Annotated in this window: 26 protein-coding genes; 10 read left to right on the top strand and 16 right to left on the bottom strand. The window is 60.0% G+C overall.

Annotated features, from left to right (window positions below):
* Window positions 1-4 precede the first annotated feature (4 nt).
* The 7 genes from ILFOPFJJ_RS26345 to ILFOPFJJ_RS26315 form a co-directional block, all read right to left on the bottom strand.
* On the bottom strand, window positions 5-1,012 hold the full coding sequence (locus ILFOPFJJ_RS26345) for an ABC transporter ATP-binding protein (protein WP_173513514.1): 1,008 nt from the start codon (window positions 1,010-1,012) through the stop codon (window positions 5-7).
* A complete protein-coding gene (locus ILFOPFJJ_RS26340; protein ID WP_173513513.1) occupies window positions 1,005-2,102 on the bottom strand; it encodes an ABC transporter ATP-binding protein in 1,098 nt (365 codons plus the stop codon). Before ILFOPFJJ_RS26340 ends, ILFOPFJJ_RS26345 begins: the two co-directional genes overlap by 8 nt.
* Before the next feature lie 3 nt (window positions 2,103-2,105).
* Window positions 2,106-2,318 (bottom strand): hypothetical protein, encoded by a 213-nt coding sequence (locus ILFOPFJJ_RS26335; protein WP_173513512.1) that lies wholly within the window; start codon window positions 2,316-2,318, stop codon window positions 2,106-2,108.
* A complete protein-coding gene (locus tag ILFOPFJJ_RS26330; RefSeq protein ID WP_173513511.1) occupies window positions 2,315-3,268 on the bottom strand; it encodes a carbohydrate ABC transporter permease in 954 nt (317 codons plus the stop codon). The genes ILFOPFJJ_RS26335 and ILFOPFJJ_RS26330 overlap by 4 nt, the downstream gene beginning before the upstream one ends.
* Window positions 3,265-4,233, bottom strand: a complete 969-nt coding sequence (locus tag ILFOPFJJ_RS26325) for a carbohydrate ABC transporter permease (protein ID WP_173513510.1) — start codon at window positions 4,231-4,233, stop codon at window positions 3,265-3,267. Before ILFOPFJJ_RS26325 ends, ILFOPFJJ_RS26330 begins: the two co-directional genes overlap by 4 nt.
* Before the next feature lie 191 nt (window positions 4,234-4,424).
* Window positions 4,425-5,750 (bottom strand): ABC transporter substrate-binding protein, encoded by a 1,326-nt coding sequence (locus tag ILFOPFJJ_RS26320; protein WP_173513509.1) that lies wholly within the window; start codon window positions 5,748-5,750, stop codon window positions 4,425-4,427.
* Between the two features lie 304 nt (window positions 5,751-6,054).
* Entirely contained in the window at window positions 6,055-6,306 is a 252-nt protein-coding gene (locus ILFOPFJJ_RS26315; protein WP_173513508.1) for a helix-turn-helix domain-containing protein, read from the bottom strand.
* Window positions 6,307-6,914: 608 nt separating this feature from the next.
* On the opposite strand from ILFOPFJJ_RS26315, the gene ILFOPFJJ_RS26310 reads away from it, so the two are divergent.
* Complete coding sequence (locus tag ILFOPFJJ_RS26310) at window positions 6,915-8,729, top strand: ABC transporter ATP-binding protein/permease (RefSeq protein WP_173513507.1); 1,815 nt, start codon at window positions 6,915-6,917, stop codon at window positions 8,727-8,729.
* Window positions 8,730-8,847: 118 nt separating this feature from the next.
* On the opposite strand, the gene queE is transcribed toward ILFOPFJJ_RS26310, so the two are convergent.
* From queE to ILFOPFJJ_RS26290, 4 genes are all read right to left on the bottom strand, one after another.
* Window positions 8,848-9,585 carry a 7-carboxy-7-deazaguanine synthase QueE gene (gene queE, locus ILFOPFJJ_RS26305; RefSeq protein WP_173513506.1) on the bottom strand — a complete coding sequence of 246 codons (738 nt, stop codon included), beginning with the start codon at window positions 9,583-9,585 and terminating at the stop codon, window positions 8,848-8,850.
* Window positions 9,582-9,938, bottom strand: a complete 357-nt coding sequence (gene queD, locus ILFOPFJJ_RS26300) for a 6-carboxytetrahydropterin synthase QueD (protein ID WP_173513505.1) — start codon at window positions 9,936-9,938, stop codon at window positions 9,582-9,584. The genes queE and queD overlap by 4 nt, the downstream gene beginning before the upstream one ends.
* Complete coding sequence (gene queC / locus ILFOPFJJ_RS26295) at window positions 9,938-10,648, bottom strand: 7-cyano-7-deazaguanine synthase QueC (RefSeq protein WP_173513504.1); 711 nt, start codon at window positions 10,646-10,648, stop codon at window positions 9,938-9,940. The genes queD and queC overlap by 1 nt, the downstream gene beginning before the upstream one ends.
* Before the next feature lie 302 nt (window positions 10,649-10,950).
* Complete coding sequence (locus ILFOPFJJ_RS26290; RefSeq protein WP_173513503.1) at window positions 10,951-11,841, bottom strand: LysR family transcriptional regulator; 891 nt, start codon at window positions 11,839-11,841, stop codon at window positions 10,951-10,953.
* Between the two features lie 98 nt (window positions 11,842-11,939).
* Between ILFOPFJJ_RS26290 and ILFOPFJJ_RS26285 the strand changes: the two genes are divergently transcribed.
* Both ILFOPFJJ_RS26285 and ILFOPFJJ_RS26280 read left to right on the top strand, forming a co-directional pair.
* Entirely contained in the window at window positions 11,940-12,998 is a 1,059-nt protein-coding gene (locus tag ILFOPFJJ_RS26285; RefSeq protein ID WP_210267584.1) for an aldo/keto reductase, read from the top strand.
* Between the two features lie 23 nt (window positions 12,999-13,021).
* Complete coding sequence (locus tag ILFOPFJJ_RS26280; protein WP_173513501.1) at window positions 13,022-13,399, top strand: Atu4866 domain-containing protein; 378 nt, start codon at window positions 13,022-13,024, stop codon at window positions 13,397-13,399.
* Window positions 13,400-13,646: 247 nt separating this feature from the next.
* Here the strand turns inward: ILFOPFJJ_RS26280 and ILFOPFJJ_RS26275 are convergent, their stop codons facing one another.
* The gene (locus ILFOPFJJ_RS26275; protein WP_173513500.1) at window positions 13,647-15,461 is read right to left on the bottom strand and encodes an ABC transporter ATP-binding protein; all 1,815 of its coding nucleotides are present in this window, start codon (window positions 15,459-15,461) and stop codon (window positions 13,647-13,649) included.
* 492 nt (window positions 15,462-15,953) lie between these two features.
* Here ILFOPFJJ_RS26275 and galE point away from each other — a divergent pair, with 492 nt between their 5' ends.
* Window positions 15,954-16,940 (top strand): UDP-glucose 4-epimerase GalE, encoded by a 987-nt coding sequence (gene galE, locus ILFOPFJJ_RS26270; RefSeq protein WP_173513499.1) that lies wholly within the window; start codon window positions 15,954-15,956, stop codon window positions 16,938-16,940.
* 66 nt (window positions 16,941-17,006) lie between these two features.
* On the opposite strand, the gene ILFOPFJJ_RS26265 is transcribed toward galE, so the two are convergent.
* The 4 genes from ILFOPFJJ_RS26265 to ILFOPFJJ_RS26250 are packed head-to-tail and all read right to left on the bottom strand — an operon-like array spanning window position 17,007 to window position 21,321.
* Window positions 17,007-18,002 (bottom strand): acyltransferase family protein, encoded by a 996-nt coding sequence (locus ILFOPFJJ_RS26265; RefSeq protein WP_173513498.1) that lies wholly within the window; start codon window positions 18,000-18,002, stop codon window positions 17,007-17,009.
* Between the two features lie 22 nt (window positions 18,003-18,024).
* Window positions 18,025-19,305, bottom strand: coding sequence for an O-antigen ligase family protein (locus ILFOPFJJ_RS26260; RefSeq protein ID WP_173513497.1), 1,281 nt, complete (start codon window positions 19,303-19,305; stop codon window positions 18,025-18,027).
* Window positions 19,306-19,312: 7 nt separating this feature from the next.
* A complete protein-coding gene (locus ILFOPFJJ_RS26255; protein ID WP_173513496.1) occupies window positions 19,313-20,584 on the bottom strand; it encodes a polysaccharide biosynthesis/export family protein in 1,272 nt (423 codons plus the stop codon).
* 56 nt (window positions 20,585-20,640) lie between these two features.
* Window positions 20,641-21,321, bottom strand: a complete 681-nt coding sequence (locus ILFOPFJJ_RS26250; RefSeq protein WP_173513495.1) for a sugar transferase — start codon at window positions 21,319-21,321, stop codon at window positions 20,641-20,643.
* Window positions 21,322-22,106: 785 nt separating this feature from the next.
* On the opposite strand from ILFOPFJJ_RS26250, the gene exoX reads away from it, so the two are divergent.
* The 6 genes from exoX (at window position 22,107) to exoK (ending at window position 26,875) form a co-directional block, all read left to right on the top strand.
* Complete coding sequence (gene exoX, locus ILFOPFJJ_RS26245; protein ID WP_173513494.1) at window positions 22,107-22,397, top strand: exopolysaccharide production repressor ExoX; 291 nt, start codon at window positions 22,107-22,109, stop codon at window positions 22,395-22,397.
* A 184-nt stretch (window positions 22,398-22,581) separates the two neighbouring features.
* Window positions 22,582-23,631 carry a glycosyltransferase family 2 protein gene (locus ILFOPFJJ_RS26240; RefSeq protein ID WP_173513493.1) on the top strand — a complete coding sequence of 350 codons (1,050 nt, stop codon included), beginning with the start codon at window positions 22,582-22,584 and terminating at the stop codon, window positions 23,629-23,631.
* A gap of 693 nt (window positions 23,632-24,324) precedes the next feature.
* Window positions 24,325-24,810 carry a thermonuclease family protein gene (locus ILFOPFJJ_RS26235; protein WP_246299801.1) on the top strand — a complete coding sequence of 162 codons (486 nt, stop codon included), beginning with the start codon at window positions 24,325-24,327 and terminating at the stop codon, window positions 24,808-24,810.
* On the top strand, window positions 24,807-25,064 hold the full coding sequence (locus ILFOPFJJ_RS26230) for a hypothetical protein (RefSeq protein ID WP_173513491.1): 258 nt from the start codon (window positions 24,807-24,809) through the stop codon (window positions 25,062-25,064). Before ILFOPFJJ_RS26235 ends, ILFOPFJJ_RS26230 begins: the two co-directional genes overlap by 4 nt.
* A 624-nt stretch (window positions 25,065-25,688) precedes the next feature.
* Window positions 25,689-26,075 (top strand): hypothetical protein, encoded by a 387-nt coding sequence (locus tag ILFOPFJJ_RS26225; RefSeq protein ID WP_173513490.1) that lies wholly within the window; start codon window positions 25,689-25,691, stop codon window positions 26,073-26,075.
* A gap of 5 nt (window positions 26,076-26,080) precedes the next feature.
* Window positions 26,081-26,875, top strand: a complete 795-nt coding sequence (gene exoK, locus ILFOPFJJ_RS26220) for an endo-1,3-1,4-beta-glycanase ExoK (protein WP_173513489.1) — start codon at window positions 26,081-26,083, stop codon at window positions 26,873-26,875.
* Window positions 26,876-26,881: the final 6 nt, after the last annotated feature.

Below are 26,881 nucleotides of genomic sequence, written 5' to 3'. Positions count from 1 at the left end.
AAGTTCATCGGAGCCGCTCGCCATCGGTCCCGAAATAAAGCGGCTGCTTCAGTGTGAGATTGACGCGATCTCCCGGCTTAACCGAAAGGTACGGGTCGGCGAGCGTCACGATCTTGTGGCCCTCGACGCGGATGTGGAGGTGGTTCTGATCGCCGAGATGCTCGATCCAGTCCACTTCCGCGTTTGCCGCCCCGGCTGTTGCGATCTCCAGGTGCTCGGTCCGGGCGCCGACCGTTCGCGCACCGGTCGGCGCCGAGGCCCCGGGCAGCAGATCGACGGGCAGCAGGTTGATGTGTGGCTGGCCAAGGCGTGCTGCCACGTGCAGGTTGGCGGGATCCGCGTAGATCTCCCTGGGCGTGCCGACCTGAATGAGACGGCCCTCCGAAAGAATGCCGATACGATCCGCCATCGTCATCGCCTCGACCTGGTCGTGAGTGACGTAGAGAAGCGTGGAGTTCAACTCTTTCTGGATTCGCTTCAGTTCCAGCCGCAGTTCGGCGCGAAGCTTCGCGTCGAGCGACGAAAGCGGCTCGTCCATCAGGTAGATGGCGGGCCGGCGCACAAGTGCGCGGCCGATCGCGACGCGCTGCATCTCGCCGCCCGATAGCCTCGTCGAGCGGTTTTCGAGCTTGTGGTCGATGCGGACCATGCGCGCCACCTCGCGCACCCGGCGGTCCACCTCGTCGCTACTCAGACGACGGGCGGGAGAGCGCAGCGGAAAGGCGAGATTGTCGTAGACGCTTAAATGCGGATAGAGCGAATATTGCTGGAAGACGAAGGCGACGTCGCGCTCGGCCGGCGATTGCCGGCCGACGTCCGCGCCGGCAATCGTCACCCGCCCCTTGTCAGGCCGCTCGAGACCGGCAATCAGGCGGAGCGCCGTCGTCTTCCCCGCCCCCGTCGGCCCAAGCAGCACGACGAACTCGCCGTCTTTGATGGTAAGCGAAAGATCGTCGACAGCGGCCGCGTCGCCGAACGTCTTGGCGATGCCTTGAAGGATGACTTCAGCCATTGCGGGCCTCCGCGTAGAGGGATGACGCTATCGCCCTGCCCGATCGGCAGTCGAAAACGGCAAGTTTTGCGGGATTGAATTCCAGGCCCACGGTTTCGCCGAGCCTGAAGCTGCGGTCCGCCGAGACGCGCGCCTTGACGATGCCGGAGGCGGTTTCGACCGCGACGATCTGGTTCGTGCCGAGATACTCGCTGCCATAGACCGCGCCGCGAAGACGAGAGGCGTCGCTGAAGCGGATATGTTCCGGACGGACGCCGAGGGCCAACTCGCCCGGCGACACGTCCTCAGCCACTTCTGGCACGGCGACATCGACGCCGTTCAGGACCACCGATCGCATGCCCCGTTGCAGCCCGGAGGTAAAACGCATGAAATTCATCGGCGGCGAGCCGATGAAATCGGCGACATACATGGATGCCGGCCGGTTGTAGATCTGCTGTGGAGTGCCGAACTGTTCGATCACCCCGTGGTTCATCACAGCGATCTTGTCGGCCATGGCCATGGCCTCGTGCTGATCGTGGGTGACATAGACCGTTGTCGCATGAATACGATTGTGCAGTTCGCGCAACTCATGGACCATAACCTCGCGGAACTCGGCGTCGAGCGTCCCGAGAGGTTCGTCCATCAGGAAGCATTTGGGCCGACGGATGATCGCCCTTCCGAGCGCGACGCGCTGCCGGTCGCCGCCGGCGAGACCCGAGACCGACCGGTCGAGAATATGGTCGATGCGCAACAGCCTTGCGGTCTCCTCGACGCGGGCGCGGATTTCTGCCCTGGGCAGACCTTGGGAAAGGAGCGGAAAGCCTATGTTCCTGCGCACGTTCATGTGCGGGTAGAGCGCGAAGAGCTGAAACACGAAGGCGATGTCGCGCGCACTGGCGCGGTTGAATGTGACGTCCTCGCCATCAAGAAAGATCTTGCCGCTGGTTGGGAGTTCGAGCCCGGCAATCATTCTGAGCGTGGTCGTCTTACCGCACCCCGAGGGGCCGAGCAGCGCCAGAAATTCGCCATCCGCCACCGTGAAGCTCGAATCCTCTACTGCAGCAAACTCGCCGAACTGCTTGCGAAGATTCACAATTCTGATCTCGGCCATCGTTCACTCCGGGAACTTCGAAACGATGATGAACATCACCGTGCCGGCGAGCAGGGCCGCAAGCGAATAGGTGTAAAGCACCAGCAGGAATGGCTGAAAGAGCATCAGAAACCCCGCGGAGATCAGCACCGTCGCGATATTCTCCATCGGGCCGCGCCGTATGAAGAACGGTCGCTTCTGCTGGGACGGACTGGTGGTTTGCCGGTGGTTCGTCATTTGCGGACCGCTCCGAAAGTAATGCCGCGCAGCAACTGCTTGCGCAGGATGATGGTGAAGACAAGGATCGGCATCAGGAAGATCGTCGTGCCCGCGGCAACCGCCGGCCAGTCCTGCCCGCCCTCGCCGATAATGGTGGGAATGAAGGACGGCGCCGTCTGGGCGGAGCCCGAGGTCAGCAGCACCGCGAACGCATATTCGTTCCACGCAAAGATCAGGCAGAAGATCGCCGTCGCCGCGATTCCGGTGGTGGCCTGCGGCAGGACAACCTTCCAGAAGGCCTGTAGGCGCGTGTAGCCGTCGATCATTGCGGCTTCCTCGTATTCGCGGGGGATTTCATCGATGAACCCCTTGAGAAGCCAGACGGCGAGCGAGACGTTGACGGCGGTGTAGAGCAGGATCATCCCGAGCGCCGTGTCGGAAAGGCCGAACTGGCGGTACATCAGGTAGATCGGGATCGCGACCGCGATCGGCGGCATCATCCGGGTCGAGAGAATGAAGAACAGGAGGTCGTCGGCAAGGGGCACGCGAAACCGCGAGAAGCCATAGGCTGCAAAGGTCCCGAGCAAGACGGCAAGGAAGGTCGAGCCGAAGGCGATGACCAACGAATTGCCAAAGCGCGGCCAGTAGTTCGAAGGCCCCGCAATGACCATGTTGCGGCTGCGGGTGATCTCGTCGCAGGTGCCGGTCGGCGGCGGAAGCGACTGGATATAGTCCGGCGTCTGCCGGGTGCGCGTGGTGAAGAGGTTGCAATAACCCTCGAGCGTCGGGCTAAAGACGATCTTCGGCGGATAGCTGATCGAGTCCGGCGGCGACTTTATGCTCGTGAGGAAGATCCAGGCGAGCGGGACCATCGTCACCAGCGCATAGAGGATGACGATCGCGCCGGCGATGCGCTTGCTGGTCGGTGTCGGCTCGACCACGGAATGGGCTGCGTTGACGGAACTCATCTCTGCTTCACCTTGTTCAGGGCTTTGACATAGATGTTGGCAAGGCCGAACACCGCGACGAAAAGGATGATCGCGAAAGCGGAGGAGCGTCCGGTCAGCCAGCTTTCGAACGCCTCCCGTTTCAGCGTGATCGACGCGACCTCGGTGGTCGAACCAGGCCCGCCGCCGGTCAGAAGCATGACCATGTCGAACATCTTGAAATTCTCGATGCCGCGAAAAAGCACCGCGAGCATGATAAAGGGCAAGGCCATCGGCACGGTGATCGACCAGAATTGCCGCCAGGCCGAGGCGCGGTCGACCTCCGCCGCCTCGTAGATATAGTCCGGTATCGATCTGAGACCGGCGAGACAGATCAGCATGACGTAGGGCGTCCACATCCACGTATCGACGATGATGATCGCCCATGGTGCCAGCAAGACAGAGCCGAGCATCTCGAAGGATGACGGCGGAATACCCGAGAAGTACGAGACGATATAATTAAAGAGCCCGATCTGCGGCTGGTACAGGAACCGCCAGAAATTGCCGACGACGGCGGGCGACAGCATCATCGGAATCAGGATCACCGTCGTCCAGAAAGCATGGCCGCGGAACTTGCGGTCGATGAGATAGGCCAGTGAGAACCCGATGACCGTCTGCAGCAGAATGGTCCAGAAGACGAAATGTGCCGTCGTCTGCATCGCGATCCAGATATCGGGATCATTCAACACGCGCTGATAGTTGCGCAGGCCGACGCCTGTGATTTCCGCATTCGGCCGGTTCGCGCGGAAATTCGTAAAGGACAGGTAGACTGCCCAGATCAGCGGAAAGATGTTTATCGCGAGCAGCAGTGCAATCGTTGGCGTTATGAACAGCCAGGCGATGGCGCGGTCCGAAAGGCCGCGAACGCGTCTTGCGATCACTATGGGTGTGGAGCGGGCAAGAACCTCGGCTGATCGCTCCGCGATGGTGGAAGGGGCATCAGTCACAGAAATCACCTGAATGAAGCAAGGGGTCGGGCGCCGGTCATGGCGGCCCGAACGACGACGTCCGGGCCACCTTCCTGGGAGAACCATTTCATCGCAAACTCAAAGCGAGATGAGGGAAAGTGTGTGCGGTTTTCGGCCAGCATCCCGCTCTAACTCACTAAAATCAATCACGTATTGCGATTTTGCGTGATCTAGAGCTTGCCTTCGTCCTCGAAGATTTCCTTCCAGTCACTGACCAAAGCATCCAGGGCCTCCTGTGCCGTACCTTGATCAGCGACCACATAGTCGTGCAGTCGCTTCTGCATGGCCTGCAAGAGGATGGCGTATGACGGCTCCTGCCAGAAATCCTGTACCTGGTTCATGGCGAGCAGGAAGTCGGCAGCAAAGGGTTGGCTGTCCTTGAAGGACGGATCGTTCAGCACCGCATTGTGAACGGCATAGCCGCCGAGCGACCACCACTTCTTCTGGACGTCTGGCTGAGCGAACCATTTGATGTAGGCGAGCGCGCCGTCCATGTTGTCGGTATTGGCAACGACGGACATTCCCTGACCGCCGAGAGTCGATGCCGCAACCTTCTGCTTAGGATTGACGAAGAAGCCGATCTTGTCTCCGCCGACCTTCTCGTCCTTGTAGAGACCGGGGAAGAAGGCAAACCAGTTCATGGCCATTGCGACCTGACCGGATTTGAAGGCGTCGAGGCCCTCGGTCATGTAGCTGTCGGTGTATCCCGGCGGCTGGCAGCACTTGTAAAGCGCCTTGTAGGCTTCGAGACCTGCGACGGCATCCGCTGAATTGACGGCGCCCTCCATGTCATATTTGCCGGCGGTGCTTTCGTATTTGAAGCCATAGGAATAGAGCGCGGACGTCGCGCCCATGGCGATGCCCTCGGAGGCGCGCTCCGTGAAGATCGCTGTGCCATAGACCTTCTGGCCGTCGATCTCCCGGCCGGTGAAGAATTCCGCAACCTGCTTCAACTCGTCCCAGGTCTGAGGCGGACCGAGATCGCGGCCATGTTTTTGCTTGAACTCCGCTTGCAGTTCGGGCTTGGCAAACCAGTCCTTGCGATAGAACCAGCCATTGGCGTCGCCCATCGCCGGCAGCGCCCAATAGTTCGGCGTACCCTTCGGCCAGGTGGAATAGGCATTGACCGCGGCCTCTGCGAAATCGCTCATCTTGATTCCTTCCTTGTCGAAGAAATCGTTGAGCTTCACGTAATAGCCGTTTTCGGCCGAACCGCCGATCCACTGGCTGTCTCCGATCAGCACGTCGCAGAGTTTGCCGCCGGAGTTGAGTTCGTTAAGTACCCGGTCCGCGAAGTTCGGCCACGGCACGAACTCGAACTTCATCGTCGTGCCGGTTGCGGCGGTAAAGTCCTTGGACAATTCCACCAGCGCATTTGCCGGATCCCAGGCCGCCCAGCAAAGCGTCAATTCATCCGCCTTCGCCATTCCCGGTAGCGCCGCCGACAGCACGAGTGCCGACGACATGCCCATCAGGGCCTTCATCATCTTCCGCATGTATTCCTCCCAGATGCAGGAACCGGCGAGAAGCCGATTTCGGAAAATTCTCCCTTCGATGAATGCCCAGCACGGTCACTCCCTCATGTTGAGCAATATGTTGAGTGAAATACATTCTACTAAACATGGCAAGCTTAATTCGTCGCTGCGGCGCACCATAGTCGCGCGAGGGAGGCGCCCCGGCGGCGTACCGCTGAGCCTGGTGAAGGAAAAAGGAAGTTTGGAGACGGGCGACTATAGGTTGCGCAGAGAGGACGCGAGACTTTCCGACCGGCCCGCACGGCGAGACCGGTCGGCTTGTCCGTCAAATTTCTACGGTCAGAAAGTCCGATAACGGCAGCTGCAATGCAGATGCGATACGCTTTAATTTTGCTGGATTCTTATCCAAGCCACTTTCGATTTCACTGATTTCGACGTTGGCAAGGCCACAGGTGACAGCAAGATCTTCGATGCTGTAGCCGACGGCCTCACGAGCGGCCCTGACGCGGGCGGCAACGTCGTTGCCGACGACGGCAGCGGCTTGCTTGTTGTCAAAACTGGAGAGTGAAATGGACATAAATGTCTCCTTCTCTTGGCATTGAATTTTTGTAAATTCGATGTTGAGGGGGGGCGACAGGCGCCTTGGCGACGGCGGTAACGTTTTATGTCATCACTGTAACATAGACAAGCCACCATACGGCGAAACGTACCTCAACGGCTTCGCCTCGCTTCGATCAAATCGAACGCTTGTAGCTCGCCGGGGGCACGCTCACGGGATTTGCTTTATCCACAGGGCGAGAGATCCACTCCCCGCCCAGCAAAACCCTGTTCCCTGCACGCGCCGTTGGCCATAAACTGGAAGCATGATCGTTTTTAGTTTCGCTGCATTTCAGCACCTCAAGATCTTCAGTGGCGTATTTGCATTGCATAGGCTGCTGCTCGACGCTGAAACGCGATATCGCGACGGCAGCGAATTTCCCGGTGCTCCGCGGAATAGACAGCCGCTGCCTCCTGAAACCGGCGCCGCCGGTTTGACACGGCATCCGACGGAATTGTCTCCCTCACCGGGGCCAGCGCGACCGCAAGATCCTTCAACACGATGGCGGTGCCCAAGCTGGGCAATGGCCTGGCCTGGAATAACTGAACGGCTTTGATGGGCTGCCCTTCTGAAGGGAAGGAATGAAGATGACGAACCAAGCCGGAGCGAGCGTAGCACCCAAGCCCCCGGGAGCGGAGGGCACGACCCTCCGAGACCAGTTCGCCATGATGCGCCACGCCTTCATGGCGTCCCCGCTGCTGAAGACAATCCTGTGGCTCACGGCCGGCAGCTTCGTGATCATCATCGCGACAGCGATCGGACAGATCATCCTCAACCGCTGGAACCGGCCGTTTTTTGACGCGATCGAGCGGCGCGATCTCGACGCTTTTTTTTATCAGCTCCTGTTGTTTGTCGGCATCGCCGGTGGCCTGCTGGTGCTCAACGTCACGCAGCAATGGCTTAACCAGATGGTGCGATTGAAGCTGCGCGAGGGACTGACGCTCGACCTGATCAACGAATGGATGCGGCCGCTGCGCGCCTTCCGGCTTGCCAACTCCGGCGCAATGGGCATCAATCCGGACCAGAGAATGCAGGAAGACGCCGGCCATCTTGCCGATCTCACCACGGACCTCGGTTTCGGGCTTCTCCAGTCGTCCATCCTGCTCACGTCGTTCGTGAGCGTTCTCTGGGCGCTTTCAGCAGGCTTCGTTTTCCACATCGGCGGCTACTCGCTCGAGATTCCGGGCTATATGGTCTGGGCAGCGATTCTCTACGCTGGCTCGGCATCTTGGCTGAGTTGGCTTGTCGGGCGGCCGCTGATCACCTTGAATGGCGACCGCTACGCGCGCGAGGCGGAATTGCGTTTCTCGCTGATGCATGCCAGCGAACATATCGACGCCATATCGCTTGCTGGAGGCGAGACCGGCGAACGGCGGCGTCTGGAGCTCGACCTTGCGACCGTGCTCGGGGCCATGCGCAACATCTACCGTGCCCAGATCAATCTTGCATGGGTCCAGGACGGCTATGGGTGGGTCACGGTCGTCGCGCCTATCCTGGTCGCCGCGCCCGTCTATTTCGCCGGCGAAATCAGCTTCGGCGGCCTGATGATGGCCGTCGGCGCCTTCAACCAGGTTCATACGTCGCTCAAATGGTTCGTCGCCAATATCAGCGCCATCGCCGACTGGCGGGCGACGCTTCTGCGCGTTGCCGCCTTTCGCCGCGCCTTGATCATGACGGACGTCCTGCATGATGCGGAAAAACGGATCGAGTTCGTCGAGAATGACACAAACAAGCTGACCTTCGACAATCTCGAGGTCGCGTCGTCGAGCGGAAGCACCAGGCTTGCCGAATCGCATATCGAGATCGGCGCGGGTCAGCGCGTGATCATCAGTGGCGATCCCCGCGCGGGAAAAACGCTGCTGTTCCGGGCCCTTGCACGGCTTTGGCCATGGGGAGGCGGGCGCGTCGGTATGCCGGCCGGCGAGATGGTGGCATTCATCCCGCGCTCGCCCTATTTCCCGCGCGGCAAGCTGCGTGACGCGCTTTCCTATCCGCGAGCCGGTGCCTTCTCGGACGCGAGCCTCGTTGCAGCGCTTTCCAAAGTCGGACTCGATCAGCTGACCACGCTGCTCGATCGCGAAGCGCGTTGGGAGCGCGAACTCAGCGATGACGAACAACGTTCGCTCGCCTTCGCACGGCTTATCCTCCATCGGCCGCGATGGGTGATTCTCGACGAAGCGCTCGAGACGATGGATGGGGAGGCAATGAAGCTGGCCCTATCCATCTTCGAAGACGACCTCCGTGAGACTGCCGTCGTCAAGATAGGCCGCACACCGCGGAACGGCGCCCTCTTCTCCCGCGTCATTCATCTCGTGAAGGATCCCGAAGGACCGGTTCTCAAGCCTATTCGCTTTGGTGGCAGCGCGCACGAGAAGGAGGTGGCGGCCAGCGGTGCGCCTTGACGGACACTCCGTCGGGTTCATGCAAAGCCAGGAAAGCGCGTAGCGGTTCTCAGTCCGGAACCGCGTCGTTTCAAAGGGTTCGATCATTTCGCTGTTTCAACGAAACAAGTGAAATGGTCTAGACGCCGCGCTTGTTGCCCCAGAGCAGCACGTGCAGTTGCGGCAGGACGCGCGCCTCGAACCAGCGGTCTTCGGTGATCTTGGCGACCAGCCAGCGCATGCGCTCCATCACGCCATCAATGTCGATGGTCGCGTCGTCGTCATCGGCAGGCGGCGGCGTGTGATTGCCGGGCTGGAGATAGACGGGCAGATGCGGATAGCGTTCGGCCGTCGCTCTGGCATAGGCATAATCCGCCTCGTCGAAGATGACGATCTTCAGCACCGTTTGCGGCCTGCCCTCAGACATCCGGAGACAAGCGTCGAACGCCTGCCAGTCCGTTTCCATCGAGCTTGACGGCGGTTTCGGGCTCAGCACCAGCACGTCGAGATCGGCAAACCAGGCCCGGGCAACCGACCCCTGCGTTTCGAGCGCAAAACGATAGCCTTCGCTATGGCCGCGAGCGATGAGTTCGCCAAGTGGCTGGATTGCCGGGTTTCCGCCGGAGAGCGAAACCATCACCGATTTGCCGCCGGAGAGCCGCGTAATCTCCCGCCAGACCTCTTCGGCGGACATCGCGCGCCATTCGTCGCGGTAGCGGCTGTCGACCGCGTGCAGACTGTCGCACCAGGAACAGCGATAATCGCACCCACCGGTCCTGACAAAGACCGTCGGCAGGCCGATCAGCACGCCCTCGCCCTGTATCGTCGGCCCGAAAATCTCGCTGACGCGGATCTCGGCGGATCTGTCGGAGGTCATGGCCGGTATTCCGCCCAGGTCTTGGCAGTTTCGCTGACGCGCACCGCGGTCGTCTCCGGAAGCCGCGCCTTGCACCAGTCGTAGAAGTGCTGCGCCAGGCATTCCGCGGTCACCCGGTCGTGGCCGAGAACGTCGTTGAGATGCCGGTGATCGAAGGTCTCGTCGATGTAGTGCTTCAACGGCGCGAGCTCATGATAGTCGCGGACGAAACCATGTTCGTTCAAGGTTTCCGCCGAAAGCTCGACCTCGACGACATAGTTGTGCCCGTGCAACCGAGCGCACTGATGTTCGGCCGGTAGGCTCGTCAGTTGATGCGAGGCGGAAAAATGGAACTCCTTGGTGATGCGGAACATCATTTCACCTCCTCGGCGGAGAAGGCGCCGGTGGCGGCTGCCCAGAAATCCGGGTCGTCGTATTCGGTCGGATCCTTGAAACCCGCGAGATGAAAGGCCTCGCGCCGTTCGACGCAGGTGCCGCAGCGGCCGCAATGGCGCACGCCGCCCTTGTAGCAGGACCAGGTCTCCGCGAATGGCGTTCCATTCCTCACCCCGTCGGCGACGATCTCGGCCTTCGAGACATTGACGTACGGTGCGTAGAGGCTGATCTCGGCATAACCCTCCAACGCGTGGTTCTGCATGGTCTGGAAGGCGCTGATGAATCCCGGCCGACAATCGGGATAGATGAAGTGGTCTCCGCCATGCACGGCAGTCGCGACCGCGTCTGCCTTGCCGGCGGCAGCAACGCCGAAGGCGATGGCGAGCATGATGGCGTTGCGGTTCGGCACCACCGTCACCTTCATCGTTTCCTCGGCGTAGTGCCCGTCCGGCACGTCGATATCGTCGGTCAATGCCGAACCGCTCAAGGAGCGGCCGATCTCGCGGATGTCGATGATCTGGTGAGAGACGCCGAGACGTTCGGCGCAGGCGGCAGCGAAATCCAGTTCCTTCCGATGCCGTTGGCCGTAGTCGAACGACAGCAGTCCGACAAGTTCGTGTTCCGCCGCCACCTTGTACGCAAGCGAAACAGAATCCAATCCGCCGGAGCAGATCACAATGGTTTTCATGACAGGTGTCCTTGTTTTGACCGGGTAGGCTGCGACCGGAGTGTTACCTGCGGGCCTTTTAGGGCAAACGGGACGACTTGTGAATACCTGTGTGACGACGCGAAGTCGATCCCGCCCTGAGCGCCTCTGGCGCCGCCTCGAGCTGGGTGTCCAGGAGGCTGGATCGCACCCCCAACCTACAAACCATGGCAGTATCCATGACGTCCGGTGTAGCTGCCTGGCGCATCCACCGAAGAGGCAGCGCTACCAGCGGTCACGCCGTCTGCGAGCATGCGTGGCCACTTGAACCGCGGACCGCCGGGCTATCGCCGCCGCCTCACGTGTTCGATCAGGGCGCGCAGCTTCGGGGCAAGGTTCCGACGGTTGGGAAAATAGAGGAAAAAGCCGGCAAACGGCGGGCAATACTCCTGGAGGAGAGGCACCAGTTGCCCGGACAAGACATAGGGGCTGAAAGTGTCCTCCATGCCGAAGGTTATGCCTCCCCCTGCACAGGCCGTTCGGATCATCAGCCACATATCATTGGTGGTAATCTGAGGATTGACTGCGACGTCGAACTCGCGTCCGTTTTCACTGAATTCCCAGCGGTAAGGCGCAGTCTGCGGTGCAGGACGCCAGCCGATACAGCGATGCTGCGCCAATTCGGATGGATGCGACGGCCGGCCGAAGCGCTCGATATAGGAGGGTGCGGCAACTGCGGTCTGACGTTGTTCGCCGGATACCGGGATAGCGATCATGTCCTGGTCGATCACTTCGCCAAGCCGCACCCCCGCATCGTATCCTTCGGCCACGATGTCGAATTCCTCGTCGGTAACGGTCACGTCGATCTGGACCGCAGGGTAGGCATTCGCAAAGCTCGCCAGCAGTGGTCCTGAAATGAAACGTTCCGCAATCGAAGACACTGCCAGTCGCAAGAGGCCGCTCGGGGCGGTATCCCGATCCGCGGTTGCACCCAGAGCCGAGCCGACCTCCGCAATGGCTGGTGCCACGCGCTGGTAAAGCTGCTCGCCTGCCTCTGTCAGGCTGACGCTGCGCGTTGTGCGCTGAAAGAGCGCAACGCCAAGCCGATCCTCGAGGCGTCGGATCGTCTGGCTTACCGCCGACCGGGTGATACCCAGGTGCTCGGCGGCCGCGCGAAAGTTTCGCGCCTCCGCGACGGCCAGAAAAACAGAAATACCGGTCAGGTCGACAGCCATTGGTTATCCCAGCTTACCAGCATAGTCATGATTGGGCAAATTGTCCGCTCCTTTGAGTGTCTCTACGTTCGGCTCGTTGGAATTTGGAGATGACCAGAATGACACTCGATAACTACAGGTTGTTAGGACGCTCGGGCTTGCGTGTTTCGCCCATGAGCCTCGGCACCATGACCTTCGGGTCGGATTGGGGGTGGGGCGCCGATATAGCCGAAGCCCGTCGCATCTTCGATCTCTACGTCGATCGGGGCGGCAACTTCATCGATACCTCGGTGAACTACACCGACGGTGCCGCCGAACGCTTCCTCGGAGAATTCATCGGCGAGAAGCGTGAGCGGCTCGTCATTGCGACGAAGTTCACGATGGCCCGCGAGCGCGGCAACCCGAATTCGGGCGGCAACCATCGCCTCAACATGATGCGATCCGTCGAGCAGAGCCTCCGGCAACTCGGCACCGATCGCATCGAGCTTTTCTACCTGCACGGATGGGACTTTACGACCCAGCCTGAAGAGGTGATGCGGGGCCTCGACGACCTCGTTCGGTCGGGGAAGATTCTTTATCTCGGTATCTGCAATACGCCCGCATGGCGGATCTCTCAAATGCAGACGCTCGCCGATCTGCGCGGATGGTCGCCATTCGTGGCGCTGCAGATCGAATACAGCCTCGTGGAGCGCACTGTCGAGCATGAGCTCATGCCGATGGCCGCAGCACTCGGACTCGGCGTGCTCCCTTGGTCGCCGTTGGGAGGCGGGGTTCTGGCGGGCAAATACGCCCGATCGGACGTTCAGGAATCACGGGAGGCAGCCGTGTCTCCCACCCGTAAGGGCGTAATCGCCTCCTCGGGACATCTCACCGAGCGCTCGATCGAGATCGCGGACGAGGTTCGCGCCGTTGCGGAAGAGATGGGCTCGACAGCATCCCGGGTGTCGCTCGCATGGACACTTGCGAACCGCACGGTCGTATCGCCCGTCATGGGCGCCCGCACCGTCGCCCAGGCCGAGGACAATCTGGGCGCATTGGACCTAGTGCTGTCGCCAGAGCATCTCGATCGACTGAATCGGGTAAGCGCCCCCGACCCCATATTCCCGGCCCGTTTCGTCGAGCGCCCCTTGGTTCAGCAACTCATCTTCGGCGGAGCCTCCGTGGCTCGCCGCACCTGACGCCTCGGTCAAAGGAAACCAACATGCGTATCGGTTTACTTGCAATCATCCCGGCAGCCATGGCTGCACTTGCCTCCCCGGCCGTGGCGCAGACACGAGACCAAAACCGGAGCGCAGCGCCGGCATCGACCGCATCCCAATCGCAATCTCAGGAGCAGAAGGTGACACAGAACTCTTACACAGGCATGTGGGTCACAGAAGACGGTTACATCCGCCATGAACTTCTACCGAACGGGCGCTATGTCGAGGCGCGGGGTGCACGCGAACGCGCCTATGAAGGCCGCTACGAAGTGACAGGGTCCCATATTGAATATTGGGATGATACGGGTTTTACCGCCGATGGCGACTTCGTTGACAAAAATACCCTGCATCACGGCGGCATGGTTTTGTGGCGCAAGTGAATGCGACTGCTACGACAGGAATGACATATCGTTACTGGCATGACATGGGCGGATCCCGTCTGGCTCATGACCGGCGCACCCTCGCCCGTCCGGCCGCGCTCTCGCGGCCGGACGGGCGCCTGATCAAGGAATGGGCGCAACATGGCGCTCGCTTATGTTCGCTCGACTCCTGTGAGTGAGGCGATGCGGACGAGTGCGCGATCGCAGGAGCTGCGACCGCCGGCCCGTTCGTGCGAATGAGGGCTACTTAGCCGTCGCTGAGGACCAGCCCCTTGGTGAGCTCCAACGCCTGGCGCTCGAAGAGGCCGCGGTAAATGCCGCCTTTCAGTCGAATGAGCGTGTCATGATCGCCCTCTTCCGCGATACGACCACGGTTGAAGACAAGCAAGCGGTCGAGCGCGCGCACCGTCGACAGCCTGTGCGCGATCACCAGTGTCGTGCGTCCCATCATCAGCCGCTCCATCGCCTGCCGGATAAGCACCTCGGATTCGGAATCGAGGCTCGACGTCGCTTCGTCGAGGATCAGGATTGGCGCGTCTGCGAGGAATGCCCGGGCGATGGCGACGCGCTGACGCTCGCCGCCGGAGAGCTTGACGCCGCGCTCGCCAACGAGTGTGCCGTAGCCCTTCGGGAGAGCTTCGATGAAGTCGTGGGCGCTCGCAAGCCTCGCCGCCTCCTCGATCTCGCGCTGCGTTGCTCCCGGCCGCCCGTAGGCGATGTTTTCCGCAAGCGAACGATGGAACAGGATCGGCTCCTGCTGCACGATGGCGATCTGCTGGCGGAGCGACGCCTGCGTCACGCCGGCAATATCCTGCCCATCAATCGTGATCTCGCCTGCCTTCAGGTCGTGGAGGCGCTGGATCAGCTTGACGAAGGTCGTCTTACCCGAACCGGAATGCCCGACGAGGCCTACCCGCTCGCCGGCGCGGATGCTTACCGAAAAGCGGTCATAAAGCGGTGCATGGTGCGCGCCGTAGTGAAAGGTCACATCCTTGAACTCGATCTTGCCGTCGGTGATGCGGATCGGCTTCGCGCCGGCCCGGTCTTCGATGCCAAGCGGCTGGGCATGGATGTCGACAAGCTCCTCCATGTCGTTGATCGAGCGCTGCAGGTTGCGGATGTGCATGCCGACTTCGCGCAGATAGCCTTGCAGGATGAAGAACGAGGTCAGCACGAAGGTGATATCGCCGGCGCTCGCCTGCCCCCTCGCCCACAATACCAGGGCGAAACCGATCACCGCCGCGCGCAATATGAGTAGCATGGCGCCCTGTGTCGTGCCGTTTACAGTTCCACGAGTCCACGTGCGGCGGGTCCGGTTCTGCCACTTGCCGAGCACCCTGGCGAGGCGTTGATCCTCGCGACTTTCGGCGCCGAACCCCTTGACGACGATGTTGCAGCTCACGGCGTCAGCCAGCGCACCGCCGAGCTTCGTGTCCCAACTGTTGGCAAGGCTCGCCATCGGCGCCACATAGCCGAGTGAAAGGGCGACCGTCGTCACTATGAAGGCTAACGAGCCGAGCCCGATGATCACGCCCATCATCGGCCAGTACCAGGCCATCAGCGCTGTCGACCCCACCAGCATGATCACCGACGGGAACAGCGCCACCAGCAGCGTATCGTTCAAGAGATCCAGCGCCCACATTCCACGCGTCACCTTGCGCACCGTCGAGCCGGCGAAGCTGTTGGCGTGCCAGTCGCTGGAAAACCGCTGAATGTGATGAAACGCGGCCGAGGCGATATCGCACATCATTCTCAGCGTCAGGCTGACGATGCCCATGAATGTCACGTGCCTGAGCACGATCGCGCCGAGCGACAGCGCCATCAGCATCAGGAAGGCCGCAACAGCCGCGTTCCAGGCAATCTCATCGGTCGGCGCGCCTGAGACGACGGCGTCGACGAGCCTGCCGGAATAAAGCGGCGTCAATACATCGGCAAGCGTAGAGAGAAGCACGGCGCCGAGGATCGCCGAAAGCCGCGCCGGCTGTTTCTTCCAATGGGCCCAGCAAAAGCGGAAGACGCTGCGGAACGCGCGGTCGCGTGCGACAAAACGAGTAAAAGCCATATGAATTGCCCGGTGACGGTGCACCGGCCTCAAAATCTAGGTCACGAAAGGAATGCCGTCAGGGAAAGCGAAACCGGTGCGGCATCAATGAATCGGCGCGGTCTCCAAGGCGGAGAGCACCGGACGGAGCCAATCCCCTAAACTGCGATCGGAAGCGCAAACGCCCCATGTCACACGGAGAATATTGGATCGCCCGATAGGGAGATGGAAAAAACTGTCATCTTAGCCTCCCTGATTCTGATCACCGGAAGACCCCTTATAGTTGAATACGGCCATAGCGCCAAGCGCGGATATTGTATTTCGGTGTCGCTGCGGGCAAGGTGCAGCCGGTTTGCAACAGTCGTTCGCCACATCCTGTCGCAAGGCGGCTGCGCTGTCTGAAAATGCGCGTCCGTTGCAGAACTTTCACAATGTGCTGGGAATTTCGCCGCTATTCGTTGCAAACCGTGCAGCGGTCCCTATTGAAACTAGATGTGATTCTCGAGGTTGCCTGTGCAGAACAACAACATTCTTGTCGTCGGCGGCGCCGGTTATATCGGCTCCCATACGTGCCTCCAGCTGGCCAACAAAGGCTACCAGCCTATCGTCTACGACAACCTCTCGAACGGGCATGAAGAATTCGTCAAATGGGGTGTCCTCGAAAAAGGCGACATTCGCGACCGCAAGCGTCTCGATGACGTTCTCGCACGACATCGGCCGCGCGCGATCCTGCATTTTGCGGCGATGATCGAAGTCGGCGAGTCGGTAAAGGACCCGGCCGCGTTCTACGACAACAATGTCATCGGTACGCTGACCTTGCTGTCGGCGGCGCTCGCTGCCGGGATTGACGCCTTCGTATTCTCGTCCACCTGCGCCACCTATGGCCTGCCCGACAGCGTGCCGATGGACGAAACCCACAAGCAAGCGCCGATCAACCCCTACGGGCGCACGAAATGGATCTGCGAACAGGCGCTGAAGGACTACGGTCTTTACAAGGGCTTGCGTTCCGTGATCCTGCGCTACTTTAATGCCGCGGGCGCCGACTTCGAGGGGCGGATCGGCGAGTGGCACGAACCGGAAACCCACGCGATCCCGCTCGCGATCGACACGGCGCTCGGTCGGCGGGAAAGCTTCAACGTGTTCGGAACCGACTACGATACCCGCGACGGCACCTGCGTGCGCGACTATATCCACGTCCTCGACCTTGCCGATGCGCATGTGCGGGCGGTGGATTATCTGCTAGATGGCGGCGAGAGCGTCGAACTTAATCTTGGCACGGGCACCGGCACGACGGTCAAGGAGCTTCTGAGCGCGATCGAAAAGGTCGCCAAGCGACCGTTCAATATCGGCTATGCCGGGCGGCGTGAAGGGGACTCCACCACGCTGGTCGCCAACAACGACAAGGCTCGCGCGGTGCTTGGCTGGCAACCGCAATATGACCTTGCGGCGATCACCGAGTCCGCCTGGAACTGGCACTCGCGCAGAAATCAAGGCGCCTGATTTCTGCACCAAGCGCTGCGGCATGTTCTCGTCCGAGGAACATGCCGCGCCTCAGCACTTGCTGACTTACCCAGCCAAGCTCTGGGCCGCCGGTTGTATGCGGCTTCGATGAAGCAACGGGCGCTCCAGCATCGTATAGCCGGCAATGCCGATCAGGATGCCTGAAAGCACGCAAATGGCCATCGACAAGTCGGCATCGATCCTGACTATGGAAGCGGCCTTGGCGACCACGGAAATCGCGAAAGTGTGCCAAAGATAAATCGAGTAGGAGGCGTTGCCGAGAAGGTTAGGCAACCACATCGAACGGACACGTCCGCTAGCCTCAGCTGAGAGGACGCCGACAACAAGCATCGTCGCCAACGGGCCGACTGTGAATTCATCGAACGGCAGTCGGAGAAGGCCGATAAGTGCGAAGCCGCCGAGCGAGCAGGCGATCAGCGCCACGCCGGCCGCGAGCGGCGGCACCCTACCCTTCAGCCAGAACTCGCCGATGACCATGCCTGCCACGAATTCAAGGATGAGGGGTCGCGTATAAGTCAGCATCAGGGGATTGTCGATACTGGTCGCCAGTCCGCCCAATACCAGCAGGAAGAACAGGCCTGCAATCGACGGCAAGCGCCAGTTTCGCGGCAGCAGCAGCGAGACCGCGAAGACCGCGTAGAAAAGCATCTCGAAATTGAGCGTCCAGCCCTGCACCAGGACCGGCCATATCTCGCCATTGCTCGGAGAGCGCATTGGCACGAAGAACAATGAAGCGAGCACATGCTTCACAGATAAAACCATATTCGGGAAAAGCCCCGCGACGCCTCCGGCGACCATGACCATCGTCGCCATCCAGTAGACGGGCATGATTCGCCGGAGGCGATCGATCACGAACCTTGCGGGTGTGACGGGCCGGCGATCGCTGATGACCCACATGATGAAGCCGCTGATGACGAAGAAGACGTCAACGCCGGCCGCGCCGATCGTGAAATGATGGCCGGTCTTTTCAGCCGCGTGGAATATCACCACCGCGAGCGCTGCCACCGCGCGCAGGTATTGGGCCCCGTGGATCGTTTTCATTGAGCGCCCCCGTGACGCAGTATTACGCGCTGAAACGAACCCTGTAGGCTGTGGAACGCCCGTCTTCCGGCCAGAGCCAGTTCGTGGTCGGTCGCGTGCGCGGGATCGTCAGCTTGCCCGCCGAAAAGTACAGTAAGAACGACCCGACGTGATACGGGTTGAGAATGTCGACCTCGACGAAGGATCGGATGAGAAGCAGCATTGCAATGCCGAAGAGCACCAGCGAATCCGGATCGCGGTCTTCTGAAAGCAGCCGCTTCAGATGGCCGAACACGGTCGTGAGCAGGATCGTGGTCAGCAACAGGAGGCCGATCGCCCCCGTTTCCACGATCGCCTCGATATAGGTATTGTGAAAATGAAACCCGGAGCGCGCGGTAATGTAAAACTCCTCCCAGAGCCGTTCCGCCTCCGAAAATCCCTGGATCCAATAGGCCTGGTAGCCGATCCCGACGATCGGCGCAGCCGCGGCCGCTTCGATGCCCTGCTGCCACAGATAGGTTCGGCCGGTAAGGGTCGAATCCTTGCCGAAGGCGCCGAGCACCAGGTCGAGCCCGCCGCCATAGACCACGGCCACGGAGGCAACGATGCCGAACACTGCCGCGGCGACGAAAAGCCCTTTGCGGCTCGAGGGCCGCAGGGCGGATATCACCCGCATTCCGAGGCAGAGGCTGATGATTGCCGCAGCCGTCAGGACCGAAGTTGCCGACTGGGAAGCCAGCAGAGAATAGGCAGAGATCAGCCCGGCGACGCCCGCCGCCGCCATCCAGAAACCACGTTCGCCAAGGGTGAAAACAGCAACGAAGGCGAAATAGATGCCTAGCGAAGCGTAGAAGCCCAGTTGGTTCTTCGATGCAAAAGCGCCAACGAAGCTGTACGTGCCGTCCAGCGGATCGTAATGATAGACGCCGAAAAGCAGCGAATAGAGCAGGACAATGGCGACGCCGGCGATCCCTCCCCGCGTCAGTGTTTGGATATCGATCGTCCGCATGGCAATCAGCGCGCAGACGACGTGGCTGAGATATTGCACTCCGGTGCGCATCGTCATCGCCGGCGCCGCCGACCAGAAGAAGGAAAGACAGGCAAATATGGTGAAGGCGAAGATCCAGAGATACTTGCCGTAGTTGCCAAGAACCTTGCGGTAGTCGACGAGGACCAGCGGCAGCCACAAAGCGTAATAGAGCAGAATCGAAACCTGCCCGAAGCGGGGCGAATAGGCGAAGACGAACAACGACAGCGCCACGGCCACAGCGCCGTAAAGCTGATTCACCCCAGGGCTGACGAGGCTCGCCTTCGAAATCCGCATGGTGAACTCACCGCATCGCCAGCGCGGCGCTTACTTTGATGACGTCGCCGGGCAGCACCTCGGTATTCTCGCTCGCCGCGATCTCCGTCGGCGTGCCATCCTTTTCACGGATGATCGAATAGGTGATGTTCGCCTCGGCGTTTTGCTCTTCCAATTGTGCCGCCTCGGCCGATTGCAGCAGTGCCTCGGCCATCAGGTCGCGGCTGGTGCCGACCTTCAGCGAGAGCGTTTCGAGCTCGGCCTCGGTGTTCTGCAGTTCCTGGGCGAGTTGCTCGTCCCAATCGTTGCGCAGATTGGTCTCGTCCTGCGTCGCCTTGTTGTAATCCTGCTTTGCCTTGAGCGAATTGGTGTCGATGTCGAGCAGCGACGACTGCACGTCCGCGACCCTTTGTTCGAGCGCGAGTTTGCGCTGGCTCAACGCCAGCCCCTTTTCGGCGAGGCTGTCGACCTTCTCGCGGTCTTCCATGACGAGTTCGAGTTGGCGCGCCTGGGTCTCGGATTTCTTCGCAAGCGACTCGATCTCGCTTTGAAGAAGGGATTTAAGATCGGCAAGGGCTGCCAGCTGCCGCTCCTGCCGCTTGTCGCGCGACTGCATCAAAGCCGTCTCATTGGCAAGCAGCTTTTCAACCCCCTCGGCGTTCTTGAGTTCGTCGGGCAATTCGATCTTGTCGCGCTTGCCGATTTCAGCCTGAAGCCGGGCGCGGCGAATGAGCAGCCTGTTGCGCTCGGAGACCTGCACGGCGGATTCGCCGCTCGCGGTGATGTAGTCCCGGACGAATCGTTGGCCGCTTGGAGCGCGGCGCAATCCCCCGCTGAGACTGACGGCCTTGAGTACGGTCATCTTCGGCGCATAGGGGTATTCGCCCGGAGTCTCCACCTCGCCGGTAAGATAGACCGGGCGGTATTGCGCCATTTCGACCGACGCCGTAGGCCGGTCGCGCAGGCCGAAGAGCTTCTGCATCTGGATGCCGATCTCGGCAGCGACTTCCGTTGTCGTCTTGCCCGAGGCTGGCAGGTCGCCGATAAAGGGCAGAGAGAGATTCCCCGATGCACCGATCGTATAGTCGCCGCTGACGGCCGACCAGTCGCGGACGGCGCCCTCGGCAGTCTGCCACTCGGCGACGCGGACGCGCAGCTTGTCCATCACGCCGAGCCGGTATTCGTCGGCCTGTGCCGCCGCGCCCCCTACCACGGCCATGACCGCGATCAGCGCAACACGCGCGAAGCAGGAAAGCTTTTGGGAGACGGCGAATGTCCCCGAAATTCTGATAGGTTGCATTTTCGTGATTTCCTGATGCCTGACACTGTCTCGACCATGCGGTCAGTGCCAAGATTTCAATAGCTGCCGCGTGAGAAGCAGACGGCAGGGATCGTCTTGACGACGATGGCAAGGTCGGCAAGGAGCGACCAGTTCTGGACGTATTGCGTATCGAAGGCCACTCTGGCCTCGTAAGATACGTCATTGCGGCCGCTGATCTGCCAAAGGCCGGTCAGACCAGGCCGGGAACGCAGATAGTAGACGGCAGCCGAATCATAAAGCTCGAGTTCGTCCTCGACGACCGGGCGCGGGCCGACCACGCTCATTTCGCCGCGAATGATGTTGAGAAGTTGCGGCAATTCATCGAGGCTGAGCTTGCGCAACACGCTGCCTACAGCGGTAACCCGCGGGTCGTGCTGGAGCTTGCGGGTCGTGCGCCATTCCTCGTAGGCGGATGGATTCTGCTTGAAATAGTCCTTCAGCACACGATCGCCGTTTTCCATCATCGTCCGGAACTTCAGGCACTTGAAGGCCTGACCGTTGTGGCCGATGCGGCGGTGTCCATAGAAAACACTCCCACCATCAGAGAGCTTAACGAGCGCCATGATGAGCAGGAAGAGCGGGCTGAAGAAGATAAGAGCCAAGGATGCCGCGGCAACGTCAAAACTTCGTTTTGATATGCCACCTATCGGCCGGAAGACCCCGGTCTCTTGTGCGATGAAAAACGGCGAAGTGGCCGAGCGAGTCGCGGACTTCATAGAGGTGACTCCATTTACGTTTTGCGAGTGTCGGTCCCGCAGGACGCGGGTCATCTAGCGCGAGTGTATGGTGAGATTTTGTTTTTTGAAGGCAAAAACAAGGCCGCCTCCGCGGGCACCCTCGCCAGAGCGTTTTAACCCTTTGGGCGCACGCACTATTACTAAAATTTAATTACAAACATCCGCAACTTATAATCATGATAATTTGTCACAAGGCCGCCATGTTGAAACATTGGCGGCGCGTAACTCTTGCGGATCGCGAAGTATTACAGCGATCCTATCATTGTTTCACTCGGACGGGCGGCAGCGGCGCCGGCACGAAATTGACAAACGTTCGATCCGGTTCGATTTTTTGCATTGCACCATAGTTTTGCAGTGCACATTTTTCTCGACCTTTACGAACACTACTTGTAACAAAAGTTGATCAGGAAAACTCCTTTCGCAGCGCCAAAAGATGCAGCGATCAGAATGAGTTCGCATATACCCCTCTCAATTTAGGGGTCCGCAAACGAACCAGTTCGTACCCGATCTCCACAAGTTTTGTTGCATTTCTTTCAGCGACACAACCACCCATTGTATTCCAGGAATGATCACTCCAACGTGATTCGCCCTCTCACGCGCAGTGAACGTGACGGAAAGATTTTCGCGGTAAAAAACAGTAGCGACAAAGTTCTGCTTTGCATGTTGAAGAGAAAAGAGACCACTAATATAGTGAAAAAAGTGGGAGGAGAGGCGTAAGAGTCCGATGGTCATTCGCATAAAGAATCCGAAGGCGGGGTAGCGGGATGTTCGCACCACGCGTCTTTGCCAGCATGATCGGCGCATTGGTGGCTTTTGCCATCGCAACCTACATCCTGAACGGCTCACTGACATCGGCGGCGATACAGACACTGATCTGCGCCGTGCTGATGCAAGTCGGATATTTCATCGCCGTCGTCTTCCTGGTCTGGAAGGAGGCTCGGGCCCGGCGCAGTTTATCTACCGGCAAGGTGCCGGTCGAACCTGCTTCCGATGACAAGCAAACAGGCAAGGTTTCGATCCGCCGTTTGAACCGCGCGGGCCACTCCAACCGCTAGGTTCCGGTTCCGTCGATCGCCTCTGATCAAGGCAGCAATTCGGGGGCCGCATCAGCCGCTGCGTTGCCGCACTGCAAAAAATTTCGAGCTTGACGCGTTTGCGACATGATCGCCGGACATGTTTTGCGGGTCTGGTGGAAATTGCATTACACCGACGCATCTCGATCACCTGCTGGAGGCCAGTATGACCGCAGCCGCGCCGACGAACGTCTGCATTATCATTGCCGCAAAGAACGCCGCCGACACGATCACCAGGGCGATCGCCTCCGCGCTTGCCGAACCGGAAGCTGCCGAAGTCGTGATCATTGACGACGGTTCGACCGATGACACTGCCCGCACCGCACACGCGGCGGACGACGGAAGTGGCCGACTGAAGGTGGTCCGCTTCGAAGAAAACCGCGGTCCGGCCGCCGCACGCAATCATGCGATATCAATCTCGCAATCGCCGGTTCTTGGCGTGCTGGATGCCGACGACTTCTTTTTCCCTGGTCGACTTCGTCAGCTCCTCTTAGAGGAAGACTGGGACTTCATTGCAGACAACATCGCGTTCATCGACGCAAGCCAGGCCGACACAGCGCACGGCAGGATCGGCCGTTTCACGCCCCGTCCCCGCCTGCTCGATCTTATCGGTTTCGTAGAGGGCAATATCTCCCGGCGCGGCGTTCGTCGCGGCGAGATCGGCTTCCTTAAGCCGTTGATGCGACGCTCGTTCCTCGATGAACATCGGCTCCGCTACAAGGAAGACCTGCGCCTCGGCGAAGACTACGACCTTTATGCCAGAGCACTGGCCAAGGGCGCTCGCTACAAGATCATCCACAGCTGCGGCTATGCCGCCGTCGTACGTGGCAATTCGTTGAGCGGTAGCCACCGCACGGACGACTTGAAGCGACTTTACGAGGCGGACCGGGCGATCCTTACCGAAAGTCCATTGAGCGCCGATGCCGCGACCGCCATCCGTCGCCATGAGCGCCACATCCGGGACCGCTACGAACTGCGCCACTTTCTCGATCTCAAGAACCAGGCGGGTTACTTGCGCGCGATAGGCTATGGTTTCAAAAATCCCGGTGCGCTCCCGGCGATCGTCGGCGGAATCCTTGCCGACAAGACCGAGCGCTTTCGGCCGCGTCAATCGTCGGCACCGGTCGCACTCGGCGGCTCAGGTGCCATCCGCTACCTGCTTGAAACGCCCATGATCGAGCCGGGGAGTAGCGGCAAAGCTCAACAGAGTCCGTAACGCCGCGCTCGCGAGGCAGCGCGCCGGATCGTGGCCTACGTAGAGTGGCTTTGAAAAAGATTAGACGTGACAGACCTTGCAATCCTCCATTGGAGTTCCCACATCCCGCTCAACAAATTGCCTGTGCAGATGTCGGCGAGATCGCCTGACCTGCAGGTAGGCTTTGCGCTTATGCCGCTGACCACGGATGTACTGGCAGGGTAGAGCAGCGAAGAGGAAAGGTCGGGTTGCCCCGGCCTTTTTTGTTGCCTGCATGCCGGAAAGGAACGCTTCTTCGGCCTTCGCGTTACCGCCTCAACAGCAACGAAATGAAGGTGAGCGGTATGAAAGGCATCATTCTGTGGCTAATGGGTGTTCCCCTGGTCGTCATCATCCTGCTTTACATATTTGTCTTCTGAGCGCCTCACCCTTGCGCTTCACGTCCCGGCCCCGTCCTGCAGAACTGCTCAATCAGCGGTAAAAAGCCTCACACGGCCACTCACCCCCAGTTTTGCAGGATACGCACGACGAGGCACCTGAGTTAGTGTGACAGCCAACGAGGCTGGACGGGAACGGCGCATGATCGGCTTTGAGATGGCGGCAGCGGCCTTCGACGGCAGACTTCCCGCTTTTCAGCGCCGAGCGAAATCGAGTTGCAGCGCCGTGTCTCCAGTAACGAAGCGAAAAGTTTATTTTTTCCTGGTTCTGTTGGTCATGGCCAACAGCGCGCAAGGAGCAGAGCCGATCGTTGGCCACGCGTCGGTTATCGATGGCGATACCATTGAAATCGCCGGCGAGCGCATCCAGTTCAGTGGTGTCGACGCACCGGAAGGCTGGCAAGTCTGCTCGGATGAGAAAGGCTCAGACTTCCGATGTGGCAAGGATGCGGCTTCTGCTTTGGACGCGTTTCTGGCCGCGGCCCGCCCTACGCGCTGCGACCTCGTCAAGCGCGATCGCTACGGCCGTTTTGTCGGCACCTGCTTTCGCGCCGACGGCAAAGACGTGAACCGCTGGCTCGTGGAGACCGGCAATGCCATTGACCGGGAAGAACACAGCAAGGGCGCTTATGCTGACGCGCAGGCCACCGCCCGCTCGGCTGGCGCCGGAATTTGGCGCAGTCAGTTCGGCCGGTCATGTCCGGCGCTGGCCGGACGCGTGAACCGAAAGCCGACCTGTGAAGGCAGCAAGCGAAATCAATGATCGTTGAAATCTGGATCTTATGCAGCATCGTGACCGCGGTCGTGGCCGCGCTCAGGGGCGGCCACAGTCTTCGCTGGCTGCTGATTGGTTGCGTTCTCGGCCCCGTGGGCATCATTGCAGCGCTTCTGATGCCTTCGTTGAAATCGGAGAACAGGGCTGCGGCAGCCGAGCAAAACGGCAATGCGGAGAACAGTGCCAGACCGCTGCTGGAGGACGAAGCGCACACCGTTTCCGCAAAGCAGGACGATGATTGACCCGCCTGAGTGAGCCTTCGCGCGTCTGACATACGCCGCGCCACTCTATGTTTCCGTAGCCTAAAACCATGTAGCGATTCAAAGGGCGATGTAGATCGCGAAAGGCAGCTCCGCGGCACGGCAATTTGCACAGCGCCCACTATGCACCGAGGTCGCGTAACCGCCACAAGGTAAGGCGGGCTTGCATAACAGGACCGGCGAAATATCCGAGCATGTTCAACGGCTTTGTCGCCTTGCGGGCTTTACCTTCGATCGAATGCTACAAAGCTGCCCAAACCTTGCCGCAATTCGTCGCGTCCTCGCTCCAAGGCCAGATTATTCTCGAAAAAAAACATTCAATTAAAAAAAACATATTTCCGGGACTCAACCCTTGATTGCCCCAGAATTTTGCAGGGCACAATTTCTGCAACATGCGGCGAATCCGAGGTTTTTTGAAGAAGGGCGGCATGGGGCGGTAGCCGCCGGTTTTTTTAGGATTCGCTCCTTAGGTGCAGTGCAACATGATTCGTTTCATTTTTCTGTTGCACTGCCATATTTTTTCTTCGCCCGTGCCCTAGTTTGTCTCCTACGAGCTCAAGACTGCTCTGTTGAAACGGCTGCCGCCGAGGCGCTGCCAGATAGGGAGTGACTGACATCGTGGGTATGGACGCGAATGTTTCGTCGCGAGTCGATCTGCTGCGCATTGTGCTGGTTTGCGGCATCGTGTTCGTGCACGTCCCGTTTGATCGGCAAACGAGCGCATTCCCGGGCGCTTACGGTTTTCTGGACTGGCTCCTCTTCCATCCCGGTGAAGGTCTGCTCTGGAGTGGCAGCAGGTTTGCAGACTACCCCCTCTCCGACTTCACGATGCCGATCCTGATGATCGCAGTCCTGGTCGCTTGCCACGATCTAGTGAAGCGACTGGCAACCGATCTGCTCGGCGTCCTGGCGGGAAGCCGATCAGGTTCCGGGCGAATGGCGCTTCCGGCACAAGATGGCGGGCACGCAAGCTATTCGCCGCAACAAAGGTAATGACAATGACACCCGACCGCTATGCGCGTCTGCGCCGCCTCACACTCGTCACACTCCCGCTTGCGAGCCTCGCCGGAACCGCGACCGCCCAGACGGGCGCCAACGGCGCGTCCTTCATGGACGACTTCGACACACTGAACACCGGCTTCTGGTATGTCTCGGACGGATGGAACAATGGTCCTCACCAGAATTGCACCTGGTCCAAGAAGCAGGTAAAAATAGCCAACGGCATACTGGAGCTGGTCTTTCAAGAGGGCAAGCAAGGCGAACGCAATTTCGTCTGCGGTGAAATTCAGACCCGCAAGCGCTTCGGCTATGGCACCTACGAAGCACGGATCAAGACAGCGGACGGTTCCGGGCTGAATTCGGCCTTCTTCACCTATATCGGTCCGGCCGACAAGAAGCCGCACGACGAAATCGATTTCGAAGTGCTCGGCAAGAACCCGGCAAAGGTCCAGCTCAATCAATATGTCTCAGCCAAGGGTGGCAACGAACATCTTGCCGATGTTCCCGGTGGCGCCAACCAGGGCTTCAACGACTATGCCTTTGTCTGGGAGAAGGAGCGGATCCGCTATTACGTCAACGGCGAGTTGGTCCATGAGGTCACGGATCCGAAAAAGATCCCGACCAACGCGCAGAAGATATTCTTCAGTCTCTGGGGCACGGACACCCTCAGGGACTGGATGGGCACATTCTCCTACATGGAGCCGACAAGGCTCCAAGTCGACCGCGTCGCTTTCACGGCCCCCGGCGACGAATGCCAGTTCGCCGAGTCGGTCGCATGTCGTTTGAGTGAGTGATTTCTG

The sequence above is a fragment of the Sinorhizobium psoraleae genome (assembly GCF_013283645.1).
Lineage (GTDB): Bacteria > Pseudomonadota > Alphaproteobacteria > Rhizobiales > Rhizobiaceae > Sinorhizobium > Sinorhizobium psoraleae.
This window is presented reverse-complemented; position numbering and strand designations above follow the sequence as displayed.